The sequence below is a fragment of the Mycobacterium sp. 852013-50091_SCH5140682 genome, assembly GCF_001665685.1.
In the GTDB taxonomy this organism is placed as follows: domain Bacteria; phylum Actinomycetota; class Actinomycetes; order Mycobacteriales; family Mycobacteriaceae; genus Mycobacterium.
This window is the reverse complement of record NZ_LZTB01000095.1, coordinates 21,029-36,645: the sequence shown is the minus strand read 5'-3', so window position 1 is coordinate 36,645 and position 15,617 is coordinate 21,029. Positions and strand designations below refer to the sequence as shown.

The window sequence follows — 15,617 nt, the reverse complement described above, 5'->3', positions numbered from 1 at the left end:
CATGGCGAGTACGCGAGGTGCTTTGGAGTCCGCGTTCCAGCGGGCCGCACGGCCGGCGATCCTGGCTGCCGCGCGCTCTGCGCGACTGCGTCGGACAGCTGAACGACTTCCGTTGACCCGCAGTGTCGTGGACCGGTTCGTCGCGGGCGACACCATTCCCGATGCCGTGGATGCCGTTGCGGCGCTGCGTGCTTCGGGCCGTATGGTCACCATCGACTATCTCGGCGAGGACACCACCCGCATCGAGGACGCCGAACAGACCGTCAAGGCCTACTTGGCGCTGCTCGACCTGCTCGGCGAGCGCGACGAGGCCGCATCACCGGTGCGGCCGTTGGAAGTGTCGCTCAAGCTGTCCGCGCTGGGGCAGGCGCTGCCCCGTGACGGGGAGAAGATCGCGCTGGAGAATGCGCACACGATCTGCACCAAGGCCCGTGACGCCGGCGTCTGGGTGACCGTCGATGCCGAGGACCACACGACGACCGACTCCACCTTGTCGATCGTGCGCGACCTGCGAACCGAATTCGATTGGCTGGGCACCGTTTTGCAGGCATACCTGCACCGGACCGAGGGCGACTGCCGCGAATTCGCCGAGGCCGGCGCCCGAATTCGGTTGTGCAAGGGCGCCTATGACGAGCCGGCCACGGTGGCCTACCGCGACGCCGCCGAGGTCACCGCGTCGTACCTGCGTTGCCTGCGGGTGCTGATGGCAGGGTCGGGCTATCCGATGGTGGCCTCACACGATCCGGAGATCATCGAAGCCGTGCCTGGCCTCGCCCGCGAATTCGGTCGGGACGTGGACGGATTCGAGTACCAGATGCTGTACGGCATCCGGGATGCCGAGCAGCGCAGGCTGGCCGACGCAGGAAACCACGTCCGGGTGTACGTCCCGTTCGGCAACGAATGGTACGGCTACTTCGTGCGCAGGCTCGCCGAACGCCCGGCCAACTTCGGGTTCTTCCTGCGGGCGCTCGCCGAGCGTCGGTAACCGAGGCACCGCGAGCGTCAGGCCGGGAACGCCGCCACATCCATCTGCACGGTGCCGCCGCACGGACCACCCACGATCTGGGTGAGCCAGGTGCCCCGCAGGGTTCCGTCGGCCTGGGGTGCGTAATACGCCCACGACCGGGCCGGCGTCCACACTTTCGGAACCCCTTCTCCCATATAGCAATCCCACTGCCAGTCGTAGATGTGCACCCACCGGGTGCCGTCCCAGGTGTAGCGGGGCGGCAGCGGCAGCGTGGGATTCTTCGGCGTGGGGCCGTCGATCACCGTGGAAATGCAGGTGCCCGAAGAACAATCGGTCGAGAACGTGTACACGTCACTGAACGTCGGTTCGGGCTGCCTGGCGGCCAGGCTCGTGCCCGTCTTCTGGGCGGCGTAGCGGACCAACGAATACCGGCCGTTCCACACTTGATCCGCGGCATGCGCTGACGGCGCGGCAGTCAGGGCCGCGACGATCAACATGCCGAGCGCGACGGGTCGCCTCATCGTGGCGTCAACGCTAGCCCGTCGCGCGCTCATCGAGCAGGAGCAACGCCCACGCCGCGATCGACTGGGCGTCGGTGATCTCGCCCTCGCGCATCATCCGCTCGACCTCAGCGCGCTCGAACCAGGCGCTGTGCATGTCCTGTTCCTCGTGCTCGCGTTCGTGTTCACCCTCGCTCAGCCCGGCGGCCAGGTACACCCACCCGCGCTGGCTGCTCATCCCGGCGGCCACGTCGAGCTGGCCCAGCCGCCGCATGCTCGTCGCCCGCAGCCCGGTCTCCTCGCGCAGTTCCCGGTGGGCCAGCGCGTCCGGATCGAGATGCAGCCGATCCGGTGCGGTGCCTTGCGGGAACTCCCACCGACGCAGACCCAGCGGATACCGGAACTGCTCGACGAGGTGGTAGCGCTCCTCTTCCCGCGCGATGACCAGCGCATACGTCGGCTTGTCGATGACCGAGTAGATGCCCTCGGTGCCGTCCGGACGACGGATGGTGTCCTCCCGCAACGTCATCCAGTTGTTCCGATACACCTCGCGTGACTGCAGTTGCCGGATGACGCCCATCGGCCCAGTATCGCCGATCGAATCGGTGCGCCGGGGTAGCCTCACAGGCGTGCTGCTGGCCTCCTTGAACCCCGCAGCGGTTGCTGCCGGTGCCGACATCGACGACGCCGTCCGTATCGACGGCGCGGTACTCAGCCGAAGTGATGTGATCGGGGCGGCCACCTCGGTGGCCGAACGGGTGGCGTCGGCGCGGCGGGTTGCCGTCCTGGCCAAGCCGACCGTCACCACCGTGCTGGCGATCACCGGCTGCCTGATCGCAGGTGTCCCCGTGGTCCCCGTGCCCGCCGATGTCGGTGCCGCCGAACGCCGCCACATCCTCGCCGACTCCGAAGCCCAGGCGTGGCTGGGAGAGGTGCCCGAGGAGAACGAAGGACTGCCGCACATCCCGGTTCGTGTGCACGCGCGATCGTGGCACCGGTACGCCGAGCCGGCGCCCGAATCGACTGCCATCATCATGTACACCTCCGGCACCACGGGGCCGCCCAAAGGTGTGCCGATGACCAGACGCGCCATCGCCGCGGACATCGACGCGCTGGCCGCGGCGTGGAACTGGACAGATGCGGACACCCTGGTGCACGGCCTGCCCCTGTTCCATGTGCACGGCCTGGTGCTGGGCCTGCTCGGATCGCTGCGCATCGGAAACCGATTCGTGCACACCGGAAAACCGACGCCTGCGGCGTACGCGGAGGCCGGCGGCACGTTGTATTTCGGTGTGCCGACGGTGTGGTCGCGGGTGGTCAAAGACCTCGACGCCGCGCTCGCGCTGTCGTCGGCCCGGCTGCTGGTGTCGGGCAGTGCACCCCTGCCGGTACCGGTGTTCGACGAGTTGGTGCGGTTGACCGGACACGCGCCGATCGAACGCTACGGCAGCACCGAGTCGTTGATCACGCTGAGCACCTCCGTCGACGGCGAGCGCAGACCCGGTTGGGTGGGGTTGCCCCTGGCGGGTGTGGATACGCGGTTGGTCGACGAGAACGGTGCACTGGTGCCGCGGGACGGCGAAACCATCGGGCAGTTGCAGATCAAGGGGCCGATGGTGTTCGACGGATACCTCAACCGGCCCGACGCCACCGCAGCAGCTTTCGACGCCGATGGTTGGTACCGCACCGGTGATGTGGCGGTCATCGACGCCGAAGGCATGCACCGCATCGTGGGGCGCGAATCGGTCGACCTGATCAAGTCCGGGGGCTTCCGGATCGGTGCGGGCGAGATCGAGACCGTGCTGCTGGGGCATCCCGGTGTGGCCGAGGTTGCGGTGGTCGGTGTGCCCGACGACGACCTCGGCCAGCGCATCGTGGCTTACGTCGTCGGCGATGCCGAGCCTGCGGCGTTGATCGACTTTGTGGCACAGGAACTTTCGGTTCATAAGCGTCCTCGGGAGGTGCGCCTGGTGGAGCGCCTACCGCGCAACGCGATGGGCAAGGTGCTGAAAAAGGAACTGGCGCAATGGCACTGAGATTCTCCGAGATCTGCATCGACGCGCACGATCCTGAGGCGCTGGCCGCGTGGTGGGGTCGGGTGCTCGGCTGGCCGCACCACACCGACTCCGACGGCGACGTGGCGCTGACGCCGCCGCCCGGGCAAGGGCCGCTGTGGCTGTTCCTTGCGGTGCCCGACGCCAAAGTGGTCAAGAACCGCCTGCACCTCGACTTCACGCCCGATGATCAGCAGGCCGAAGTCGAGCGGCTGATCGGTCTGGGTGCGCGCCACGTCGACATCGGTCAGGGAGAGCAGACCTGGGTGGTGCTGGCCGACCCGGAGGGCAACGAGTTCTGCATACTTGCCCAGCGGTGACGGCTTTCGGGTAGTTGCCAGGCGACGATGCCACCATGGCCGCATGCGCCGACTGACTCGCCTGGCGGTATGCGTCGGTCTGCTCGCCGCTTGCAGCACACCCAATCCGCCGTCGCCGCCGCAGCTCCCGCCATTGGGCTGGAATTCCTGGAACTCCGGGATCCCGCTGACGGAGCAGACAGTGCACGACACGATCGATGCGATGGTGTCCTCGGGCATGCGGGACGCCGGCTACCGCTACGTCAACCTCGACGCCGGCTGGGCTGCACCCACCCGTGCCGATGACGGCTCGTTGCGGGCGGATCTCGACCGCTTCCCGCACGGTATCGCCGCGCTGGCCCGGTACGCGCATGATCGCGGCATGCTGCTGGGGATCTACCACAGTCCGTTCAACCAGGGCTGCGGTCAGGACCCCCGGATCGGCGGTGCGGGCCACGAGCAGGCTGATGCCAAGACCTTCGCCAGTTGGGGCGTCGACTACTTGAAGTACGACTGGTGCCGCACCGAAGCCGACCACGACGATCAAGTGCGCTACTTCACCGCCATGCGGGATGCGTTGCGCGACAGCGGCCGTCACATCATCTACAGCATCAACCCGAACAGCTCGGGTGATCCGGTCGCCGGTCTGGAGTATGACTGGTCGCACATCGCCGACGTGACGCGCGACGCCGTCGACCTGGTTCCGGCGTGGGGGGACACCGCACTGTGGCAGGAAGGTCTCGCCGGTGTGGTCCAGGCGTTCGCCGAAGCGGATTCGCTGGCACCGCACAGCAATTCGACCCACGTCAACGACCCCGACATGCTCGTGGTCGGCATCGGCTGGAAGCAGTTCGCCAGCGGGCATCCCACTATGGCGCTGGGTGCGCCGCGGGCCGACCTGACCGACACCGAGCAGCGCGCCCACTTCTCGCTGTGGGCCATGCTCGCCGCACCCTTGTTGGCCGGCAACGACATTCGCGATATGACCATCCAGACCCGCGACATCTTGACCAACCGAGACGTGATCGCCGTCGACCAGGACCCGCTGATGATGCAGGGGCGGCCACTCACTAGCGATGCGCGGGTGGTGATCAAACCGCTCGCCGACGGTGCGGTCGCCGTGGCACTGTTCAACCAGTCGGCAGAGCCTCAGAACGTCCGAACTTCGTTCGACGCCATCGGTCTTGGCGGGCATACCAGCGCGACCGTGCGAGATCTGTGGCAGCACACCGACAACACCAGCACCGGCACCATCGAACGGCAGGTGCCGGGGCATGGTGTGGTGATGCTGCGGGTGACTCCGTAGCACGCCCAATGTGAAGGAGATGGCGAACTTTTCGCCAAAGTTCGCCATCTTGTTCACGTTCGGCGGCCCAAGGAAGTCACAGGCGTAGGGTGGGAAACACACAGGTTGACGACGCAGAGGGAGGAGACCCCGGTGAATCTGAAGAAAGTCGCGGGGACGGCGATCCTCGCCGGTGCGCTCGCTGCGGGGCCCATCGGATTCGGTATGGCTTCGGCGCAGGCTGACCCCGGTTGGGGTCCGGACCTGCCCTGGATTCCCGGGCCGGGATGGGTCGACTGGAACGGTGGAGGCAACTGGGCTCCGCCACCTGGGCAGGTCAAGAAGCTATGCCCCTGGGATGCTCCGCCGGGTCACTGGATAGGCGGTCCGCACGGGGTGCCCTGCACCTGAGTGTTTGGGTCGGCCTAGCTACTTGGTACCGCAGGTGCAGTCGGACCCACAGTTGCAGTTCTCACACGTACAGTCCGGGTTTCCGCAGCCGGTGGATTCGGTGTTCGTATCGCTGCTCATGCATATGAGTCTAGGACGGGGCGACCAGCGAGTGGAGTTCTTTGCCGTCGTCTGAGAGCTCTACAAGGGTGTCATCGATTCTCCACAGTTCGTGAAATGAATCGGGATTGACCGGTGTGGTCCACAGCTTTTCGCAGGTGGCCAGGGTTCGCTAGCTGAATGTGAACTTGTGTGCCATATTTCCGCGAAGGTTTGGCACACAAGCTCACATTCGGCGCGTCGAGAGTTAGTTGGCGTGCAGCGCCTCGTTCAGGGTGATGCCGGTGCCGTCACGTTTGACGACCTCGACCGCGCCCGAGAGGGAGTTGCGGCGGAACAGCAGGTTGCTCGCCCCGGAGAGTTCCTTGGCCTTGATGGTCTGACCGTCAGCGGCGGTGACCTTCGTGCCGCCGGTGACGTAGAGACCGGCCTCGATGACGCAGTCGTCGCCCAGAGAGATGCCCAGCCCGGCGTTGGCGCCCAGCAGGCAACGCTTGCCGACCGAGATGACCTCTTTGCCGCCGCCGGACAGGGTGCCCATGATGGACGCGCCGCCACCGACGTCGGAGCCGTCGCCGACCACCACGCCGGCCGAGATGCGACCTTCGACCATCGAGGTGCCCAGCGTTCCGGCGTTGAAGTTCACGAAGCCCTCATGCATGACGGTGGTGCCCTCGGCCAGGTGTGCACCGAGGCGGACCCGGTCGGCGTCGGCGATCCGCACGCCCTTGGGTAGCACGTAGTCGACCATGCGCGGGAACTTGTCCACGCCGTAGACGGCTACCGCGCCACGCCGACGCAACCGCGCCCGCACGGCCTCGAAGCCCTCCACCGCGCACGGCCCGAAGCTGGTCCACACCACGTTGGCGAGCAGGCCGAAGATGCCGTCCAGGTTCGCCTCGTGCGGCTTGGTCAGCCGATGTGAAAGCAGGTGCAGCCGCAGGTAGGCGTCGTGGGTGTCGGCCGGCTTGTCGGCCAGGTCGGCGATCGTCGTCCGCACCGCCACCACCTCGACGCCGCGGTCGGCATCAGGGCCGGTGAGGCCCGCGAAGTCGGCGGGGACCTCGTCGCCGGTCAGCCGCACAGTGCCGGCTTCGCCGCTACCGGCGAGCTCGGGGGCGGGAAACCAGGTGTCCAGGACGGTTCCGTCGGCGGCGATCGTGGCCAGGCCGACGCCAGATGCGGCAGTCACGGTGGCCTAGATTACTGGACTACCGTGGACGTTCATGGGCCTAGACCTGCGAGCCGACCCGATCGCTCTGACCGCGGCGCTGGTGGACATTCCCAGCGAGTCCCGGCACGAGCAGCGCATCGCCGACGAGATCGAGGCCGCGCTGCGTGCGCAGGCTCCGACCTTCGAGGTCATCCGCAACGGGGACGCCGTGTTGGCCCGCACCCACCTGGGTCTGCCGTCGCGAGTGATGCTGGCCGGCCACATCGACACCGTGCCCGCCGCGGACAACGTGCCAAGCCGGATCGTCGGCGGCGACATGTACGGCTGCGGCACCTCCGACATGAAGTCGGGCGACGCGGTGTTCCTGCACCTGGCGGCTACCATCGCCGAACCCGCGCACGACCTCACGCTGGTCATGTACGACTGCGAGGAGATCGAGTCGAGCGCCAACGGGCTCGGACGCATCGAGCGTGAGCTGCCCGAGTGGCTGGCCGCCGATGTCGCGATTCTCGGCGAACCGTCGGGCGGCTACATCGAAGCCGGCTGCCAGGGCACCATCCGCGTCCTGGTCAGCGCCGCCGGAACGCGCGCGCACTCGGCGCGATCCTGGCTGGGGGACAACGCTATCCACAAACTCGGCGCGGTGCTGGACCGGCTGAGCACCTATCAGGTCCGCAGCGTGGACATCGACGGCTGTGTGTACCGCGAAGGCCTGTCGGCGGTCCGCATCGACGGTGGGATCGCCGGCAACGTGATTCCGGATGCCGCCTCGGTGACCGTCAACTTCCGGTTCGCTCCCGATCGCAGCGTGGAGCAGGCTTTGGCGCACGTGCACGAGGTGCTCGACGGGCTCGACGTGTCGATCGAGCTGACCGACGCGGCCGCAGGCGCACTGCCCGGCCTGACGAAGCCCGCCGCAGCGGCGCTGGTGGCCGCTGCCGGGGGAGCGGTGCGGGCGAAATACGGCTGGACAGACGTGGCCCGGTTCGCTGCGCTGGGCATTCCCGCAGTCAACTACGGGCCCGGCGATCCGAACCTGGCCCACAAGGTCGATGAGCGAGTCGAGACCGCGCAGATCACGACGGTCACCGACATGCTGCGCCGGTACCTGACGAGCAAATGAGTAGCGTTCGCGTCGACAGCTGGATCTGGGCCGTGCGGATCACCAAAACCCGCTCGGCCGCAGCCGCTGCTTGCCGCGCCGGCCACGTCCGTGTCAACAACGTGACCGCCAAACCGGCGCAACTGGTCAGCTCCGGCGACGAGGTGAGGGTGCGCATCGACGGGCGCGAGCGCATCGTGGAAGTCCTCCGGCCGATCGCCAAACGGGTGGGCGCCGCGATCGTCCCGGAATGCCTGATCGACCGCACCCCGCCGCCTCCGCCCAGGGAGATCGTGGCGGCGGTGCCGGTCCGCGATCGGGGAACCGGCAGGCCCACGAAACGCGAACGGCGACAACTGGATCGGCTGCGCGGCCACTCCTGAACCCGTTAATCGGTTGCGCCCGTCGGGTATTGTGGGTGACGCATCTGCTGTCGACCGAGGTGGGTTGAAACATGCTGGGAGACGACGACATCTCCGGGTGACCGGTGAGAGTCGATTCGTTCCTGTCCACTCTGCGCTGTGCGCAGCTCTTTTGGAGTTCCCGCATGTCTATTGTCTTTTCCCACGTCTCATTCGCATGGCCCGACGACACCGAGCTGTTCTCGGATCTGTCGTTCACCGTCGGTTCCGGTCGTACGGGACTCGTCGCGCCCAACGGTGCAGGTAAGAGCACGTTGCTCAAATTGATTGCCGGTGAGTACGTGCCGTCGGCGGGATCGGTGACCGTCGACGGCACGGTCGGCTATCTGCCCCAGACGCTGCCGTTCGTCGCCGACCTGACGGTGGCGCAGGTGCTGGGCATAGCGCCGGTGCTCGACGCGCTCACGGCCCTGGCCGCCGGTGACGCCAGTGAGACGGTCTTCGCGACCATCGGCGACGACTGGGATATCGAGGAGCGTTCTCGAGCCCAGCTGGACCGGCTCGGCCTGGCTGGGGTGGCGCTGGACCGCCCGCTCGGTACGTTGTCCGGCGGGGAGGTGGTGACGCTGGGCCTGGCCGCCGAACTGCTGAAGCGCCCCGATGTGCTGTTGCTCGACGAGCCCACCAACAATCTGGATCTTGACGCGCGACAGCGTCTTTACGCCGCCCTCGAAGAATTCGGCGGCACCCTGCTGCTGGTGAGTCACGACCGCATGCTGCTCGACCGCATGGATCAGATCGCCGAGTTGTACCGCGGCGACATCGTGTTCTACGGCGGAAATTTCACCACCTACCAAGAGGCGGTCCAGGCCGGACAACAGGTTGCCGAGAGCAACATCCGTAGTGCCGAGCAACAACTCAAGCGCGAGAAGCGTCAGATGCAGCAGGCTCGGGAACGCTCGGCGCGTCGTGCCGGCAATGCCGCCCGCAACGTCAAGGACGCCGGCCTGCCGAAAATCGTTGCGGGCAAACTCAAGCGCGATGCCCAGGAATCGGCTGCCCGCTCCGATGAGGTACACGCCCGCCGATTGGACGATGCGAAAGCGCGGTTGGACGACGCCGAACGCGCGCTGCGGGACGACAAGGCGATCGTCCTGGACCTTCCCGATACGGAGGTGCCTGCGGGCCGGACGCTGTTCGAGGCTCACGCCCTGCAGGTTCATCGTGATGGCCGGAAATTGTTCTCCGGCAACGGCGTCGACCTTTCCATCCGCGGGCCGGAACGCATCGCGTTGACGGGGCCCAACGGCGCGGGCAAGTCGACACTGCTGCGGATCGTCGACGGAACACTGCCGCCGGACGCGGGAACCGTGCAGCGGGCCGACGGGCGGATCGCCTATCTGTCGCAGCGCCTTGACCTGCTCGACCCCGAACGCACGGTGGCCGAGAGTCTGGTCACCGCCGCACCCAGCCTGTCACACACCCGCAGGATGCATCTGTTGGCGCAGTTCCTGTTTCGTGGCGATCGGATCGACCTCCCCGTCGGCGTCCTTTCCGGCGGAGAACGGCTGAGGGCGACGCTGGCGTGCGTGCTGTACGCCGAGCCCACACCGCAGTTGCTGTTGCTCGACGAGCCGACCAACAACCTCGATCTGGTCAGCGTCGGACAGCTCGAATCGGCGCTGAACGCCTACCGCGGCGCGTTCGTGGTGGTCAGCCACGACGAACGGTTCCTCAACGCGATCGGGATCGACCGCTGGTTGCGCCTCGACGACGGCGAGTTGAGCGTCGCGTGACGGTCACATCGGGCGGGTCGGCGCGGTAGGACCGGCCGGTTTGGGCGTCACGCCTGCATCGGGTGCGCGGTTGCCGACCTGCGATGACCGGTGGCTCTCGCTCCCGGTCTGCTTGCCGGCCTGGTGCCCTTGGCCGTCGCGGTCCCTGGCGTCCTTGGACTCTTTGCCGTCTTTGGCGTCGACCGGCGGCTTCTCGCCGTCCTTGGCGCCGTCGGCCCCCTCGGCCTTGGCCTTCTCGAGGGTCTCGGCGCCGCCTTGTGCGGCACCACCGCCGCCTTGCGTTGCCGCCTGCACGATGCCCTGGACGCCCTGCATGACCTGCTGGGGAATCTGACTGAGCCCCTGCGTCATGCCCTGGATCGGCTGGGTGACGGACTGCGCCATCTGTCCCATCATCTGACCCATTTGGCCGAGCATCTGTCCGGCCGCCTGGCTACCGCTGTCCTGACCAGCTGGAGCACCCCCGCCGCCGGGACTGCCTGCGCCACCGGGGGTTGCGGCCCCGGTGGGTGAGCCGCGTTGCGCGCCCGAACCTTCCAGCTCGGCGGCCTGGGCCCGCAGGCGCTCGGCTGCCGCGGTGTCGCCGCGCTCGTAGGCCTGAGCGGCCTGCCGAAGCAAGCCTCCCAGCTCCCCGGACGCGGCCTGGGTGGCCGCTACCGCGGCACTGCGCGACGCCTGGGTGCCGTCGAACGAACTCTGCATCGGAAAGCCGATGGCGCCATGGCTGTCGGACACACTGCCGATCGCGCCGTTGAGCACGTTGCTCGCCGACGAGCTGACATCATCGAGCTGCTGACCCAAGGCATTCACCGCCCCGATGTCTGCATTGAACTGTGTCATCTCGGCCCCTCGGATAGTGCGTTGCAGCTACCGATTCTACGGTCGGTTCGGGTGGGCCTCCGGCGCCTCATCCGCCATGGCTTGACGCGCTGCGTCGTTGGCGGCCGCAGACATCCCCAGGTCGTGATACCGCAGCGAAACCTCTTGCAGCCCACAGCTGTCGCCTGCAGCCAAGGCGCGAGCGTGGTCCATGGTGATTCTGCTGAACACGCAGTCCAGCCCGATCCGGGCCAGGCTGTCCACCGCCCGCGTGTCGCCGAGGCGTACTCCGTCGTGCAGGGCCCGTAACGCCACCGCTGACTGGCCACCGCGCTCCGCGGTCTTGGCGGCGTCGCGCGCGGCGGCGATGGCGCCGACGGAGTCCTTGCGAGCGTGGCACGTCCAGGCGCGGGCCAGCCCCAGCTCCGGCGCGAACAGCATGGATTTGAGTCCGTGCCGGGATTCCGCTCGGGACAACGCTTTTGCCGCCTCCATCGGCATCCCGTGCTGACCGAGGGCCTGCGCCAACAACATCCACGCCAAGGGCCCCCACGAGTACCCGGTCGGTGCCAGAGCTGCTGTCGCGCGGCGTAGTAAGGACACGGCCTGCAGCGACCCGCGGACCAGCAACACATCGGCGACCAGCACTTCACCGATCGCCCGGCCTGGCTGCTGCAACTGGGCGAAATCGGTCAGCTCCTGCGCCATGGACTGGGCCTCGTTCAGCTGACCGGTGAGCAGCAGGGCGGTGGTCTGCCCGAAACCACTGGTGAACCGCAACAGCCCGGGATGCCCGGCGTCCAGCGCCCGCTGGGCCATGGGATTGACGTCGTCGAACCGGCCCAGGCGTGCGCAGCTGAGCGCCGCCGCCGACGCGGCCCACCCGACAGCGGTGTCGTCGGCCGCATCGCTCTCCAGCACGTTTTCGGCGAGCGACAAAGCCCGTTGTGGTGCACCGGCATTCATCGAGAACGTGGCCGAAAGGGCATCGAGGGTGGTCTGGGCCTGCGGTGTGCTCACCCGGCCGCGGGTGGTCCGCAGAAACGCGGTGGCCCGCTCCGGTTCGGAGAGCATCCAGAATTGGTTGGCCGCCCGCGGCAACGCCCACGCCATCAGCTGGTCGTCATTGAGCTCGGCCGGGTCGACCGCTGAGAGCACCTCGTCGGCCTCCCGTCCGCGTCCCTGCCAGGCCAGCGAGTAGGCCAGCGTCAACCGGGCCTCGAAGCCCGCGGCCAATGCGGTCCGGCCCAGGTGCTCGGCCAGGTTCAGGTCACCCAGCCGCAGCGCGGTGGCCGCGGCGGCCGCGACTTCGAGTGGAGGCTGAGGCCGGTCGCTGTCCACGGCCAGCACCGCGACGCGCAGCTGGTCCACCACACCGCATCCCGGCGTCGCCAGCATGCGGTCCACCAACGCGGTGCGCAGCCGGCGCAGCGCGGGACCGCCGACCGAGGCGCGGACTGCGTCGCGGAACAGTGGGTGTGCGCAGCCCACCATGGCGTTCTCGATCCGCACGGCGCCGCTCTCCCTGGCCCGTTCGATGGCGTCGGCACCGGTCAGCGGAAGCAGTACCACCAGCGGCAGCGGATCGTGCACGGCCAGGTACCGCAGGGTGCGCAGGGCGTCGCCGGGCAGGTCGGAGACGAACGATGCCACCTGCTCGGCGAGCCGCGCGTCGTCATGACCGGCCGGACACACTTCGATCCGGGTGACCAAGCCGTCCCGCCACAGCGCAGTGACCTCCGCCGGACCTTCGTCGTCTGCGGTGGCGATCACCTTCGCCGCATCGCTGACGGCCAGTTGGTACACCAGGGCGGCCGACAACGGGTCGAGAAGATGTGCGTCGTCCACCACCAGAAGCAGGTCGGAACCCAATGACTCACGGCCCGCCCGGAGTACCTCGGCGGTCTTACCGACGTCGGGCACGTCGATCAGATGGTCCACCGCCGCAAAAGGAATGCCTGCGGCCGACTCGGTGCCCGTGACCCAGGCCACCCGGCGGTAGTCCGCACCGTGCTGTTCGGCTGCGCAGCGGGCCAGCGACGTCTTACCGACCCCATCGGGGCCGATCAGGACAGCGCCGGCCCGGTCGCGCAGACCGGCCTGAAGGCCGTCAAGAGCGCGGTCGCGCGGCGCGATCACCCAGTCGACAGACACCTACGGGATCTTATGGGCGCAGCTATCCCACCGGCCCGAAATCGGGCGTTCACTGCGAACCCTTACGTTGTGTACGTGTCCGGTGAAGTCGGCCGCCCATGGGCGGTATGTGTGTATTGCGCGTCTGGTCCCACCCACCCAGAGTTGCTGGCGCTGGCCAGCCAGGTGGGATTGGCGATCGCCAAGCGCGGCTGGACGCTGGTGTCCGGCGGCGGGAACGTCTCGGCGATGGGCGCGGTGGCCCGCGCCGCCCGCTCGGGTGCCGGGCACACCGTCGGAGTGATCCCGAAGGCCCTCGTGCACCGCGAACTTGCCGACATCGACGCCGCTGAACTCATCGTCACCGACACCATGCGCGAACGTAAGAAGGAGATGGAGGACCGCTCCGACGCCTTCATCGCACTGCCGGGCGGCATCGGCACGCTCGAGGAGTTCTTCGAGGCCTGGACCGCGGGCTACCTGGGGATGCATGACAAGCCGCTGGTGTTGCTCGACCCGTTCGGGCATTACGACGGGCTGCTGACCTGGCTGCACGGCCTCGTCGAAACGGGCTACGTGTCCCCGGGCGCGCTGGATCGGCTGGTAGTCGTCGACGACGTCGACGCCGCACTGGCGGCCTGCTCACCGCAGCCCTGACCGGGCGGTTCATCGGTACGTAGAACCGGCGGTAACGCCGATCACCTGCGTGGTTAAGGTGAGGCCCACACCTACGGGCCAATGTGGAGGGGATTCACCGTATGACCGACCAGAAATCGGGGACTCGCAGCAGCGTCGGGCTGCTCGACATCGCCACCCAGGTTCCCGGCCTGCTGATGGATGCTCCGGTGATCGTGCGCGGGGTACTCACCGGATTTCTGGCCCGCCCGACCGCGAAGACCTCCATCGGCAAGGTCTTCCAGGACCGCGCCGCGCAGCACGCCGACCGCGTGTTCATCAAGTTCGGCGACGAGCGCATCACCTACCGCGAGGCCAACGAGACCGTCAACCGCTACGCCGCGGTGCTGGCCGCACGCGGCGTCGGGCACGGTGACGTGGTCGGCGTGATGCTGCGGAACTCGCCCGACGCCGTACTGCTCATGCTGGCGATCGTGAAGTGCGGTGCGGTCACCGGGATGCTCAACTACCACCAGCGTGGCAAGGTGCTGGCGCACAGCATCGGCCTGCTGACCGCGACCGCCGTCGTCGCCGAGCCCGACCTGATCGACCCCATCGTCGAAAGTGGTGCCGACACCACCGGATTGATGACCATCGAAGAGTTGCACCGGCTGGCCGCCACCGCTCCCGTCGGCAATCCGGCCAGCGCGTCGGCCGTGCTGGCCAAGGACAAGGCGTTCTACATCTTCACCTCCGGCACCACAGGCATGCCGAAGGCCAGCGTCATGACGCACTACCGCTGGCTGCGTGCCCTGGGAGGGTTCGGCGGCCTGGGATTGCGCCTGCGCAACAACGACACCTTGTACTGCTGCCTGCCGCTGTACCACAACAACGCGCTGACCGTATCGCTCGGTTCGGTGTTGAACTCCGGCTCGGCGCTGGCGCTGGGCAAGTCGTTCTCGGCGTCGCGGTTCTGGGACGAGGTGATCGGCTACGAGGCCACTGCGTTCGTCTACATCGGCGAGATCTGCGGCTATCTGCTCAATCAGCCGCCCAAGCCGACCGACCGGGCACACAAGGTGCGGGTGATCGTCGGCAACGGACTGCGCCCGGCCATCTGGGACGAGTTCACCCAGCGCTTCGGCATCCCGCGGGTCTGCGAGTTCTACGGCGCCAGCGAAGGCAACACCGCCTTCGTCAACGTGTTCAACGTGTCCAAGTCGACCGGCATCTGCCCGAGCCCGGTGGCGTTCGTCGAGTACGACCCCGACAGCGGCGAACCGGCCCGAGGATCCGACGGCAGGCTGCACAAGGTCAAGTCGGGTGAACCCGGCCTGTTGCTGTCCAAGGTCAGCGACTTCCAGCCGTTCGACGGCTACACCGACAAATCAGCCACCGAGAAGAAGCTGATCCGCAATGCGTTCAAGGACGGCGACGTCTGGTTCAACACCGGCGACCTGATGCGCTCGCAAGGCTTGGGGCACGCCGCATTCGCCGACCGGCTCGGCGACACGTTCCGGTGGAAGGGCGAGAACGTGGCCACCACCGAGGTGGAGGCCGCCGTCGCCAGCAGTCCGCTGATCGAGGAGTGCACCGTGTTCGGCGTCGAGGTGCCGGGTGCCGGTGGCCGCGCCGGGATGGCCGCGGTACAGCTCAAGGACGGCAAGGAGTTCGACGGCAAAGCGCTGGCCGACGCGTTCTACGGCCACCTGCCGAGCTACGCGGTGCCGCTGTTCATCCGGGTTGTCGACAGCCTGGCGCACACTTCGACATTCAAGAGTCAGAAGGTGGAACTGCGCAAAGAGGGCTACGGCGACGAGGTCGCCGACTCGGTGTATGTGCTGGCCGGCCGCGACGAGGGATACGTGCCGTTCTACGCCGAGTACCCGGACGAAGTGGTGGCGGGCAAGCGACCGAAGTAGCCGCGAAATCGCACGACGTTAGCCTGGATGGCGTGTTGACGTCGTCACCGAGCCCCGGTCGGACCTTCTGTGGTCGTCC

16 protein-coding genes are annotated in these 15,617 nt (G+C 67.6%); 10 read left to right on the top strand and 6 right to left on the bottom strand.

The window, feature by feature from the left end; all coding sequences use genetic code 11:
• Position 1 precedes the first annotated feature (1 nt).
• On the top strand, positions 2-985 hold the full coding sequence (locus A5784_RS23980; protein ID WP_064947373.1) for a proline dehydrogenase family protein: 984 nt from the start codon (positions 2-4) through the stop codon (positions 983-985).
• A 17-nt stretch (positions 986-1,002) separates the two neighbouring features.
• Here A5784_RS23980 and A5784_RS23975 read toward each other — a convergent pair whose 3' ends face one another.
• On the bottom strand, positions 1,003-1,488 hold the full coding sequence (locus tag A5784_RS23975; RefSeq protein ID WP_502687537.1) for an Rv2253 family sensor-like surface protein: 486 nt from the start codon (positions 1,486-1,488) through the stop codon (positions 1,003-1,005).
• A 13-nt stretch (positions 1,489-1,501) separates the two neighbouring features.
• Positions 1,502-2,047, bottom strand: coding sequence for an NUDIX domain-containing protein (locus A5784_RS23970; protein ID WP_064947371.1), 546 nt, complete (start codon positions 2,045-2,047; stop codon positions 1,502-1,504).
• A 49-nt stretch (positions 2,048-2,096) separates the two neighbouring features.
• Here A5784_RS23970 and A5784_RS23965 point away from each other — a divergent pair, with 49 nt between their 5' ends.
• The 4 genes from A5784_RS23965 to A5784_RS37785 all read left to right on the top strand — a co-directional run bounded on the left by A5784_RS23965 (position 2,097) and on the right by A5784_RS37785 (position 5,516).
• Positions 2,097-3,503, top strand: a complete 1,407-nt coding sequence (locus tag A5784_RS23965) for an acyl-CoA synthetase (RefSeq protein ID WP_064947415.1) — start codon at positions 2,097-2,099, stop codon at positions 3,501-3,503.
• Positions 3,494-3,841, top strand: coding sequence for a VOC family protein (locus tag A5784_RS23960; RefSeq protein WP_064947370.1), 348 nt, complete (start codon positions 3,494-3,496; stop codon positions 3,839-3,841). Before A5784_RS23965 ends, A5784_RS23960 begins: the two co-directional genes overlap by 10 nt.
• A gap of 43 nt (positions 3,842-3,884) precedes the next feature.
• Entirely contained in the window at positions 3,885-5,126 is a 1,242-nt protein-coding gene (locus A5784_RS23955; RefSeq protein WP_064947369.1) for a glycoside hydrolase family 27 protein, read from the top strand.
• 132 nt (positions 5,127-5,258) lie between these two features.
• The gene (locus A5784_RS37785) at positions 5,259-5,516 is read left to right on the top strand and encodes a hypothetical protein (protein ID WP_082945046.1); all 258 of its coding nucleotides are present in this window, start codon (positions 5,259-5,261) and stop codon (positions 5,514-5,516) included.
• Between the two features lie 130 nt (positions 5,517-5,646).
• On the opposite strand, the gene A5784_RS39980 is transcribed toward A5784_RS37785, so the two are convergent.
• Both A5784_RS39980 and dapD read right to left on the bottom strand, forming a co-directional pair.
• Positions 5,647-5,781: a 9-bladed beta-propeller domain-containing protein gene (locus A5784_RS39980; RefSeq protein ID WP_502687538.1), complete on the bottom strand. Its 135-nt coding sequence runs from the start codon at positions 5,779-5,781 to the stop codon at positions 5,647-5,649.
• An 81-nt stretch (positions 5,782-5,862) separates the two neighbouring features.
• On the bottom strand, positions 5,863-6,807 hold the full coding sequence (gene dapD / locus A5784_RS23950) for a 2,3,4,5-tetrahydropyridine-2,6-dicarboxylate N-succinyltransferase (protein WP_064947368.1): 945 nt from the start codon (positions 6,805-6,807) through the stop codon (positions 5,863-5,865).
• A 34-nt stretch (positions 6,808-6,841) separates the two neighbouring features.
• Here dapD and dapE point away from each other — a divergent pair, with 34 nt between their 5' ends.
• The 3 genes from dapE to A5784_RS23935 all read left to right on the top strand — a co-directional run bounded on the left by dapE (position 6,842) and on the right by A5784_RS23935 (position 10,049).
• Entirely contained in the window at positions 6,842-7,912 is a 1,071-nt protein-coding gene (gene dapE, locus A5784_RS23945) for a succinyl-diaminopimelate desuccinylase (protein ID WP_064947367.1), read from the top strand.
• On the top strand, positions 7,909-8,274 hold the full coding sequence (locus A5784_RS23940) for an RNA-binding S4 domain-containing protein (protein WP_064947366.1): 366 nt from the start codon (positions 7,909-7,911) through the stop codon (positions 8,272-8,274). The genes dapE and A5784_RS23940 overlap by 4 nt, the downstream gene beginning before the upstream one ends.
• 164 nt (positions 8,275-8,438) lie before the next feature.
• Entirely contained in the window at positions 8,439-10,049 is a 1,611-nt protein-coding gene (locus tag A5784_RS23935; RefSeq protein ID WP_064947365.1) for an ABC-F family ATP-binding cassette domain-containing protein, read from the top strand.
• A 3-nt stretch (positions 10,050-10,052) separates the two neighbouring features.
• Here A5784_RS23935 and A5784_RS23930 read toward each other — a convergent pair whose 3' ends face one another.
• Together A5784_RS23930 and A5784_RS23925 are read right to left on the bottom strand one after the other, a co-directional pair.
• On the bottom strand, positions 10,053-10,889 hold the full coding sequence (locus A5784_RS23930; RefSeq protein WP_064947364.1) for a type VII secretion target: 837 nt from the start codon (positions 10,887-10,889) through the stop codon (positions 10,053-10,055).
• A gap of 36 nt (positions 10,890-10,925) precedes the next feature.
• The gene (locus A5784_RS23925; protein WP_064947363.1) at positions 10,926-13,022 is read right to left on the bottom strand and encodes an ATP-binding protein; all 2,097 of its coding nucleotides are present in this window, start codon (positions 13,020-13,022) and stop codon (positions 10,926-10,928) included.
• Positions 13,023-13,097: 75 nt separating this feature from the next.
• On the opposite strand from A5784_RS23925, the gene log reads away from it, so the two are divergent.
• Positions 13,098-13,658 carry a cytokinin riboside 5'-monophosphate phosphoribohydrolase gene (gene log, locus A5784_RS23920; RefSeq protein ID WP_064947414.1) on the top strand — a complete coding sequence of 187 codons (561 nt, stop codon included), beginning with the start codon at positions 13,098-13,100 and terminating at the stop codon, positions 13,656-13,658.
• Positions 13,659-13,759: 101 nt separating this feature from the next.
• Positions 13,760-15,538 (top strand): long-chain-acyl-CoA synthetase FadD6, encoded by a 1,779-nt coding sequence (fadD6, locus tag A5784_RS23915; RefSeq protein ID WP_064947362.1) that lies wholly within the window; start codon positions 13,760-13,762, stop codon positions 15,536-15,538.
• Positions 15,539-15,617 lie beyond the last annotated feature (79 nt).